Origin of the sequence: uncultured Campylobacter sp., assembly GCF_938017705.1 — a bacterium.
GTDB lineage: Bacteria > Campylobacterota > Campylobacteria > Campylobacterales > Campylobacteraceae > Campylobacter_B.
On sequence record NZ_CALIIS010000012.1, the window covers coordinates 1 to 11,052 of the forward strand.

The 11,052-nt window shown below is 48.1% G+C and carries 3 protein-coding genes; 1 reads left to right on the forward strand and 2 read right to left on the reverse strand.

Annotation, left to right across the window (positions count from 1 at the left end):
* Positions 1 to 4,592, reverse strand: a 4,592-nt coding sequence (locus Q0605_RS00775; protein WP_298703391.1) for an alpha-2-macroglobulin family protein, incomplete at its 3' end; no start/stop codon positions are given.
* A 47-nt stretch (positions 4,593 to 4,639) separates the two neighbouring features.
* Complete coding sequence (locus Q0605_RS00780) at positions 4,640 to 8,284, reverse strand: transglycosylase domain-containing protein (protein ID WP_298703393.1); 3,645 nt, start codon at positions 8,282 to 8,284, stop codon at positions 4,640 to 4,642.
* 41 nt (positions 8,285 to 8,325) lie between these two features.
* Between Q0605_RS00780 and Q0605_RS00785 the strand changes: the two genes are divergently transcribed.
* Positions 8,326 to 10,380, forward strand: coding sequence for an ATP-dependent helicase (locus tag Q0605_RS00785; protein WP_298703394.1), 2,055 nt, complete (start codon positions 8,326 to 8,328; stop codon positions 10,378 to 10,380).
* Positions 10,381 to 11,052: the final 672 nt, after the last annotated feature.

Genomic DNA, 11,052 nt, shown 5'->3' on the forward strand with positions numbered 1-11,052 from the left:
AATTCTATCGCGCCGTCTTTAACCGCGAGTTTGGTATCCAGCGGCGAATTGAAATTTTTCGCCTCGCCGTCGTATTTTAATGCAAAATGGGCTTCTTTTTTCGAATCCTTAAAATACTCATCAAATCCGCGTATTACGCTTGCTCGCTCCTGCGTATTGTTTATATTTTTTAGATCGCGAATGATCGCATCGACCGTGCGAGCCGTGCTATCATCTTTGATGCCAACCTTGCCGAATGCGTAGAGCTTAAAAGCGGCGTCTCTTATGTCGCTAGCAAACGTCAAGCCCGCTCCGTCTTCGGCGTAGTCATAATCCATTTGGTTTATTTTTTCACGCATGAAGTTAAACTCGGTCGTCATATTGTGCTTTTTAAGTATCGCAGCCATAGCGATGCGAGCCATCGGCGAGTTGTCATAAAGGCCGTTGTCGTAAACGAAATTTATCTCATCATCATCGAGTTTGCCGTATTGATCTAGCACGAAATCCGCGTATATTCGAAGCGTCGCTTGATCTTCGTAGTCTGATTTTAAGGCGCTAAATATCAGCGATCTTTGCTTGTTGCTAAGGAATTTATAGCGCGTATCAAGCTCTAGTAAAACGTCGCTTGCGTAAATTGAAGCGTAGTAATTAGTAACGCCGTGAGCACTCCAGTAGCCGAAATCACCGTTAGGTTTGAGGCGAGATAAAATTCTACTTGCATACTCGTTTACGCGGTTGGTTAAGGTTTTATTGGAGTCTTTGCGTGCGACATAATCAACCGCTATCATTCCTGAAGCAAGCTGTTCGGTGCAGCCGTAAGGATAGAGATATAGCTCGTCCGCTAGGCTAAAAGCATTAGGCGTAGCGCTGATGTGAGTATAAATTTCTTTATAACTCGGATCGATTTTGAGCGTTACCGGCTTATCGCCATGGCTTACGTGAAATAGCTTCGAGCGCGGGAACTGGCTGATTATGTCAAATTCCACGTCGTTGCTAAATTTCTGCCCGTTTGCGTCAAGATCAAATTTAATATTCGCATCGCCTATATCAAGCGCGCTCGCGGTGAAGTTCGTATGCTTGACCTCAAGCGGTTTGAGCGTGAAATTTGCCTCGCCGCCGCTTATAGCAACCGAAGGAGATGAGCTGATTTTTAAGACCGCCTTTTGCTCTTTATCAGTCGTATTGATGAGCGTAAGCGGCACGGAAATTTCATCGCCTCGCACCATGTAGGTTAGATCGGCGGGCTTTATGATCACGTCGTCTCGGACCTTAGCTTCGACGTTTGCCGAGCCGATCGTAGCCGCCTCTCCGATAGCCATGGCGCTTAGTCGGATCGTAGAGTTGAAATTTTTCGGCATCGCAAGCTCAAATTTCGCCTCGCCGTTTGCGTCTGCTTTTGCGATCAGCATTTTGATAAATTTTTTCTGCTTTTTATTTTCGACCGGGCTTAAATTTCGTTTAGCTTTCGCCATCACGCCGTCGCCGCCGAAGCTTAGCTCTTTAGCAGTAGTTTGATACACGCTAAGATCATCGTAAATGTCAAAGTATCGCAGCGCAAAATACGCACTAACGTCAAACGCCTTAAATGCATCAAGCTCCTCTTGTGAGACGATATCTAAAATTCCAAGATCGACTGCGTAGAGTATGACTTTTGAATTTGGCTCGCTTTTTACGCTGATCTGCGCGTTTTGCCCGTTTTTGTAGCTTTTCTCGGCTAGGATTTGCACGTTAGCCTTGTGCGAGCTCGCATCTAGCGCCACCGGCACGTTTGCATAGGCTCTAAGCGGCATCGCAGTGGGTGTCGCGGCGCGCGCGATTACAGCGTTGATGTGTCCGCCGACGAAATTCTCCGGCACGCTAAGCTCAAATTCCGCGCTACCGCCTTTTATGGATAGAATTTTATAGTCGTAAACCTGCTCGCCTACGAGCGAGATATTTAGCACGCCGCTTTCTACCGGCGAATTGATGACGCCTTTAATTTTATCTCCAGCTTTAACCTTGTCGCTTGCGAGTTTGATTTTAGCGCTTTGTACGTCTTTAGCGTTTACCCGTCCATAATATCCCCAGCCGCTTACGTCCACGCGCACGCCAGCACTCGCGCCGCTTGAGTAATCGTTTGCGACGATTAGATAATTGCCGCCGTTTTGGAATTTATACTCAAACTCGCGCGCATCGGTGCTAACGGCGCTTACGAGATTAAAGCTTTCTTGCTCAACGTATCTGTTGCCGTCATAAACGTAAGTAAAATCGTCGCGGTAAATTTCAACGTCGATCTTGCCTTTGACGTCGGTTTTGGTTTTGGAATCTAGCAGCGCAAAGCCGAATTTTACGCTATCGCCGCTTGAAATAAAATCCTTGCTCGCGCGAATTCCTACGATACGATCATAAGGCAGATAGCTCAGGCTGCGATATGCGCTTACGTTTTTGCCCTCCTCGGTTACGCTGAAATTTAGTAGAATATTTATGGCGTTAGAGACATTTAGATCAGCTGCTGCCGGCGAGAGTGCAAGCTCTTTTTTGCCGGCGGAGCTTAGCGTAAATTCTGCCCTACGAAGCTGCGTAGCGCCCTTTTTCTTTAAGCGATCGTTTAGAAACGAAAAGCCCTCGTAGCCTTTAATTTTCAGCTCTTTTTCATAGGCGTTTGCTTCAAGCGAGCCTTTCAAATCTCCAGCCGGCGCGCCTGCAAGATAGTTTGAGCTTAGCTTTAAAGTTATGATCTCATCCGCGCCGTATTCATCTTTGGCAGTGAGAATTTCATTTTTAATGCGGTTTGGGACGAAATTTTCTACGCTGAAGCTTTTAGAAGCGATGATTTTGTCCTCATAGATGAGATCTAGGCGGTAAGTGCCGCTTTTCTCGCCCATCAGCTCGTCGATTTTAACGCTGCCGAACTCATCGGTGTTTTGCGCGCGCGTGATGACCACAGTGCCGCTAGGATCGTAAATTTTAAATTTAATCGGCGTATTTTTTAAAGAGCTAAAATCGCGATTTTTCATCACGATCGTGCCTAAAAGCCGCTCATTCGGGCTTATCAGCTCACTTGCAAGATAAACAAACGGACGCTTTGCAGTAATCGTTTTCTCTACGCTTGCTACGGCGTTATTAAATAGCACGAACGCATGCTCATCCCCCTTACTAATCTCGATAGAGCGCGGGTTTTTAGCTAGAATTTCCATATTTTCTAATCTTAAAATTCCATCTCCGTCCGTTTTATCCTCCGCGATTAGCTCGTTTTTATCGCTGTAAATTTTAACCTTTGCTCTGCTTAGCTCCTCGCCATTACTAAGCCTAGAAGTATAAATTAGCGCGCCGCGCTCAAGTAGCACCACTTGAGCCGTAATGTCGCTAAGATAGGCTACGCGCGAAACCTCTTGCATCTTTTCGCCCACTTTGTAAAACGCCGTGATTTTATAAATTCCATCCTCATAGCCTTTAAAATCCATCGCGATTTTATGCTCCGCGACGGCGTTTTTAGCGCCTCCTATATCAAAGCTCTTAACCGCGATCTCGCTAGCTAACCCACCTACACTATCTTCGTTGCTTTCAAAGTTTAAAAAATACCTAAAATTTTGCTCAGGAACTTTAGCAATCGAAATTTTAACCTCATTTACGTTTGAGCTTTTAAAAGCTAACGAAGCGGATTTTGGGATAAAATTTTTCTCATCGCTAAAGGCTACGAAAGGCAGCCTGTCGCCCATTTTTACGCTCTGCTTGATCTCGTCACGCAAAATATATGAGCTATCTCCGAAGCCCTTTAGCAGCCTAATCTCGTAGCTTTTATTCGGCATAAACTCGTCGCTTACTATATCTGCATAGTAGTAGCATGAAGGATCGTCGCTTTCGCCATCCTCTTCGTCTTCGTCGTAATAATAATATCGCGGCTGAGTGAGGCTAAATTTACTCACGCCTGCGATTCTTACGTATTTGGCGGACAGCTCGTCCATATAGTTAGGGAAACACACTCTAGCCGCGAGCGAGCCGTCTTTTAGAGCCGCGGGGCGGATCTGCACGCCGCTTAAATTTGAAGCGTTAATGCTATCATTAAAAGGCTCCTCGTCCGTGCGCAGCTCCACCGGATTTTGCAGCTTTGCGCCCGCTTTTGAGGTGAGAGATTCTATTTGTAATACGACGTTTTGTGCCTTAGGATCGAAGCTGAATAAAAAATTCCGATCATCGTGCGAGCTAAGCTCGTAGGATATGTCGTTTTGGGCTAAATTCTGCGCGCGGTAAATTCTAGTCGCTTGCTGTAGTGCGTCCTTACTAACCGCATCATTAAATTTAATTGCCACTAGCCCCGGACGCAGAAGCGCGATATGCTCGGTGCTAAAAGGCTCTGTCTCGAACTCAAAGCGCACCCCGCGCGCCTCGCACGAATAATTAACCCCGGCGCTAAGCATCGGCTTAGGATAGAGCCTGATTGAGCTCTCGCTCACGCTTTCGTAGGTGCCCGTGATTTTGGGAGTGCATTTTAAGATCTGCTTTTGCGTGACGCTAAATCCACTGCCGTCCACCCCGCTAATCTCGTAAGCCCCGCTAGCGTATTTGATCTCTACGCCCGCGGCAAAGCTAGACAAAGCGCAAAATAGCGCTGCGCTTAGTAGTTTTGTCTTCATAAAATTCCTTTGCAAAAATTTTACGAAATTATATACAAATTAACCTTTTATTTTCTTTCATTTACTCTAAAATTTGCTTTAGCGAAATTTGCATTTTCATCCAAGCAGCCAAGCTCGAAATCCCCTGCGCCAAGACTTAGCGTAAAAGCCTCGCCATTAGTGCGCGCAAAATATTCTCCCGTTTTAACTTTAGAATTTGCAGGCGCTAGGCTTTGCGTGGTGAAATCGCGTGCCACAAAATTTTGCTGCGAGGAATTTTGATCTGTGAAATTTTTCGCTGTGAAATTTTGAGCCCCCGAATTTTGCTCTGTAGAATTTTGCTCTGTAGAATTTTGCAAGATAGAATTTTGCGACGCCAAATTCTGTGTGGCTGGATTTTTAGTTATAAAATTCCATTCTACAGAATTTTGCTTCGTAAGATTTTGTGATTTTACATTCTGTAACGCTAAATTTTGTCGCATAGAATTTTGTACCGCAGAATTCTGTTCTGAAAAATTTTGCTTTAAATTATCTTGCTGCGCCGTGCTAGAATGCTCGAAATCCAAATCCGCGGAATTCTCCCCCGTAAACGCAGTGGAATTTAGCGCTATAAACTCCCGCGAACCGCCGCTTAGTCTGATATATACCCGCTCGCCGAAAACCGCCGTGCACTGCACCTTAAGCCGCAAGAAGCCGTCCGCGCCGGTCTCGTAGGTTTTGGCGTTGATGTCGTTTAGCACGGGCTTTACGGCGGCAAATTTAGCCGCGCACCTTCCTGCGCGCACCTTTTGCGGATCGACGAGCCCATGTTTTAGCAGATAAAAAAGCTCGCTCGTGCCGTAAATTTCGCACTCCTCGTTAGGCTCAACTCCATCGATCGTAAGATCCTCGGCGCTTTGAGCGCACTCCTTTTCGCGGTACGCGTCGGTGCATACCCGCCGAAAGCTCACGCCCGCAGGACGCGCAAACTCCGCCTCGCCCAGCATGCTCGATTTATCGAGGAAGGCAAACATATTAAACGCTACTTTCGCCGCACTCACGCCGCCGCTAAGATCCCTAGTCTTGGAGCCGTCGAAATTTCCCAGCCAGACGCCGAGGGTAAATTTAGGCGTAAGCGCGACGGTGTAGAGATCGCGCGCATCGGCGCTCGTGCCCGTTTTAAACATCAACGGTGGCGCGTTTAGGGTGTTTTGCCACACCGAGCCGAGATAGGAGCGCGGCGCGTTTCTTAGCATCTGCGTTACGATGTAGGCGCTTTGCGGGGTTAAAATTTTAGTATCGTCGCCGATCTTTGCGCCCGCTATTTCGAGCTTCCGCAGCTTGCCGCCGTTTGCAAACGCGCTGTAAAGGCGAGCAAGATCCATTAGACTCATCGAAATACTGCCAAGCGCGATACCTGCACCGTAATAATCCTTGCTAAACTCTGCCAGATGCACGCCACTAAGCATCTCATACAGCCCGTCGTCACCAAGCATTAAATTTAGCTTTACCGCGGGGATATTTAGGCTAAGGCTTAGCGCGTCGGTCGCGCTCACCGCGCCCAAAAAGCCCTGGTTGTAGTTGCGAGGAACGTAGCCTGCGAAGGTTATCGGCGCGTCGATCAGCTTTTTTGAAGGGGTGATGAGCCCGTGCTCAAGGGCTTTGGCGTAGATGAAGGGCTTGAGCGTCGAGCCTACGTTTTTTTGCGAGCGCACGCCGTCGTTTTGCCCCTCATTGGCGCTAAAATCGTGGCTGCCGACATAGGCGATCACGCTCATGCTTTCGTTGTCGATAAGCACCGCAGCGCCGTTTCTAACGCCCTTATCGCGTAGAGAGAGGATCTCGCTTTTCAAAAAACCCTCAAGCGCGATCTGGGTTTTCAGATCCAAACTCGAATAAATTTTACCCTCGTTTAGACGCGCAAGCTCCTGCGCTAGCGCAGTTTGCTCCTTGGACTGCGCGCTCGCTTTAGAGTTTGCGGAATTTTCCCGCGCCTTGGCGTTTAGATCGGAATTTATTTGCACCTTAGTGTCCGAAGCGAAATTTGCTCGCGATTTGGCGCCTGAAATGGAATTTGTCTGTATTTTGGCGCCCGGAGTAGAATCTGTCTGAGCATTAGCGTTCGACGAAGCGAAATGCGTCTGCGCACTAGCGTCTGAAACGAAATCCGTCTGCACACTAAAATTTACGCTCGGCCGCTCGCTAGAGTTTGCATCTGCCTGCGAATTTTGCGGCAAATGCGCGGTATCTTGCCGACTATTTAAATTTAGATTTTGTGGGTTTTGCGAGTTTTGATGCGGATGTGCGGTACCGACGACATTCTGCCGCTTGTTTAAATTTATATCCGCGCTCGTATTTTGCGGCGGATACTCGGTTTGTCGTTTATTTGAATTTGCATCTGCGCTAAAATTCTGCGGCGAATACGCAGCGCCTCGTTGCCCGTTTAAATTTAGACTTTGCTGATTTTGCGAGTTTTGCGACGGATGTGTGGCATCAATAAAATCTCGCCGCTCATCTAAATTTGCGCCCTTTCGTTCATTTGATTTTGTGCTTTTCGGTTCGTTCGGTTTTACGCCTGCTTGCGATTCTGCGCCTTCGCGCTCGTTTAAATTTAAGTTCGTTCCGCCTAAATTTAAACTCTTCGGAGCATCCGTTTTAAAATCCGCCTCTTTGGGATTCATTTCTTTCGAATCCACTCCCACCTGCGCACTCACGGAGCCAGATAAATTCGGCTTACCACTTTCCGCAGCCGTAAAGCTTGATTCGGCGCTCGCCGCGTCCGAAAAATTTAATTCTGCCTCTGCCGCGGCTCTGCGCGCAGATGGGCCTACTTGCCCTGTCGTCGCGCCGGGCGCGCCGTCCTGCTCTAAATTTTGAGTGAAATTTACGTCATCTTTAGCGGTAAAATTTTGCATTTTATAATTGTTAAACGCCAGCAGTGCGTAATGTGGCGCGTAATTGGGCGCTGCGTAGCGTCTGGGCGAAAACGGCTCCGCGAGGGCGCGCTCATACTCGCTCTGTGAGATCACGCCGCCCTCTCGCAGCTGCGAAATTAGGCGGTTTTTAAGCGCGTTGATGTTTGATCTGCGATCCAGGCGGTTTTTGTTCGGGTTTTTCGGGATCACGCTAAGAAGCGCGATTTGAGCGTTGCTAAGCTCGCGCAGGTCCTTTTTGAAGTAAAAATACGCCGCGGTCTTGACCCCCTCGATGTTGCCGCCGTATGGGACGAGGTTGAAATACATTCCTAAAATTTCATCCTTGCTGAAGTGCCACTCCAGCTGAAAGGCGTTAAAAATTTCGATGATTTTATTCTTGTAGCTGCGCTGTTTGGGGCGCATCATACGCGCAACCTGCATCGTAATCGTCGAGGCTCCGACGCGCTCGACGTTGCCCTCGCTTTTTTTAGTAAAATTTTGCGTAAAATTATACGTAGCCGCGCGCAGGATCGAGGCGGGATTAACGCCAAAATGGTAGTAAAAATACCGATCTTCAAAGTATATCGCGCTTTGTTTTAGCCGCAGCGGTATCTCGTCCGCGCTCGCGTAGAAGCGCCAAATTTGATCGTCGCTGATCTGCATATTTAAAATTTCGCCGTTTCGGTCATATAAAATTCTACTCTTCTGCTTGTTTAGCATATCCAAATTTAGTGGATAAAGCGCGTCTAGGATCAAAAACACAGCGAATGCAAACGCGCAAAATAGCGCGATTTTTACTATAAATTTTAGAAATTTCATCGCGCAATTATATCAAAGAATTTTAATGATTTTAGGCTATAATGGCGCCTTTTTGCAAAGGAATAATCTTGGACGCTCTAGCTAAGCTAAACACCGAACAATACGCCGCAGCAACCGCTCCTGCGGGGCACAATCTAGTAATCGCAAGCGCAGGCACGGGCAAAACCAGCACCATCGTCGCGCGCATCGCTCATCTGCTAAATCTCGGCACGAGCCCTAGAAAAATTTTGCTTCTTACTTTTACGAACAAGGCCGCAAGCGAGATGATAGCGAGGCTGCAGCGGCATTTTGATAAAAAAATCACCTCCGCAATCGTTGCGGGCACCTTTCACGCCGTATCCTACGCCCTACTTCGCGAGCTGGGCAAAGGCGTGATCCTAAAGCAGCCTGCCGAGCTAAAGACGCTGCTAAAAAGCCTCGTAGAAAAGCGCAAATTTTATCACGTAAGCGACGCGCGCCCCTACGGCGGGGCATATTTGTACGACGTGTACTCGCTGTATCAAAACAAGGAGATGAGCGCGGATTTTGAGACGTGGTTTAGCAAAAACTACGAGGATCAGGCGGAATTTGCCGAAATTTACACAGACATTTTGCGCGAGTTTGAAGAGGAAAAGGCGAAATTTAACTACGCGGATTTCAACGACGTATTGTTAAAAATGCGCCATGAGCTGCGAAAGGGCGCGCCGCTGCGGTTTGATGAAATTTTAGTGGATGAGTATCAGGACACGAACTCGCTGCAAGGAAGCCTCATAGATGCCTTCGCGACGAAAAGCCTTTTTTGCGTCGGCGATTTTGATCAGAGCATCTATGCTTTCAACGGCGCAAACATCGACATCATCGGCAGCTTCGGCAAGCGCTTTGCGGACGCTAAAATTTACGCGCTGAATATCAATTACCGCTCAAGCTCGGCGATTTTGGCGCTTGCAAATCGCGTCATCGCGAACAATCCGCGCCTTTACGAAAAGAAGCTGATCGTGGGCCGCGAGGGAAAATTTAGCGCGCCTAGGCTGCATGTTTACGACGATACGGCGGCGCAATACGCCCACGTAGCCGCGCAGATCGCGCAAAGCACCACCCCGCGCGAAAAGATCGCCGTCATCTTTCGCAACAACTCCAGCGCCGACGGCGTCGAGGTCGCGCTTAAGGAGCTCGGTATCGGCGCGAAGCGAAAAGGCGGCGTGAGCTTTTTTGAAAGCCGCGAAATCAAGGCCTTTACGGACATCTTCGCGATGATAATAAACCCAAAAGATATGATGGCATTTATGAGTACGTGCGAATACGCAAGAGGCGTCGGCAGCGCGCTGAGCAAGGAGCTTTTCGACGCACTAATCGCGCTTGGACACGGAAGTATTCACGCAGGTCTTTTGCGCCCCGACGAGAGCGTTAAAATTTTTGAAAAAAAGAGGAAAAACTATCAGCTCGGGCTTTTTGACGATGTGGATATCATCGGCTCGGTATCGCGCTTTGAAGCTTTAGAATTTGACGAGTTTTTTCGCTCGCACCCGGTTCTAAAACACAATAAAATTACCGAGGGCGGCGCCGTATTTTTGCACGAAATTTATAAAATTTTTAAAAAAAGCGGCTCGGCTGCAAGGTCTGCTACGCTCATCTCGCAGATCAAAAACTCGCGCCTTTTTGCCCTTGTGGCGGACTTTATCGCGACAAAGCGTGCGACGCTGAAAAACGGCAAGATAGATGAGGATCGCAAGAAGGACGAGATCGCTCGCATCTATGATAAATGCGGAATTTTAGAGCAGATCGCCGGCAAATACGCGGATCCGCAGAGCTTTTATAACTTCATAACCCTGGGCGCAAAGGAGATGAGCGAGGGCGAGGGGGTAAACCTGCTCAGCGTGCACGCAAGCAAGGGGCTTGAGTTTTGCAGCGTCTATCTCATCGATCTGGCGCAAAACCGCTTCCCGAACCTCAAGCTAATGGCGATGGGCGGCAGCCTGGAGGAGGAGCGGCGGCTATTTTACGTGGCGGTTACCAGAGCGCGCGACGAGCTGGTGCTAAGCTACGCTAAGTTCGATAAGATCAGAAAAGTTAGCTACGAGCCGAGCTGCTTTTTAAGGGAAGCGGGGCTGGTGAAGTAGGCGAAATTTGCTCGCTAAATTTTAAATTTTATTTTAGCGCGGGTGGATCGTTTGGGTAAGAATTTCGCTCCTCGCGTACGCCTGGCGCGCCGCCGCCCCGGCTTCTTTAGCGGATTGCTGAAGCAAGAATTTTGCCGCGCGATTTTTGTAAATTTTGCGATTTGTAAATTTTTGCGACGCGGACGCTACCGCGATTTTTTGCGGCTCGCTAAATTTCGCAGGCGGTAGCGGGGTTTGAAGCTGCGATTGAGAGGCGTGGTTGCCTGGGGCTTTTTTGCGAGCTGTGCGCGGGCTATGTGGCAGTGCGATCAGGGGCGGTCTGAAAATAGCGATATTTGCGGTGCGGGCGGTTGCAAAATTTTACGCCGCAAATGCGAGCTAAATTTTAAAATTTTGCTACCGCTCTGCCGTAGAGTTTTGACGCGGTAAATTCTCCGTGAAATCTCGCACGGCTAGAATTTTGCAGCAGAATTCGACGGCAATAAAATTCCGCCGCCCTATTTCATCTTTCTCTTACTTTGAAATTTATGTGTTTTATACAGCGCGGAGCTCAAAATTTTATTTGATAAATTCCAAAAGTGCCGCAAATTCTACGACTAGTTAAAATTTTAAAGCGCTTCAAATTTACGGCGCCGCAAAATTTTAAATTTCACTACGTATTGCTCGCGCTGT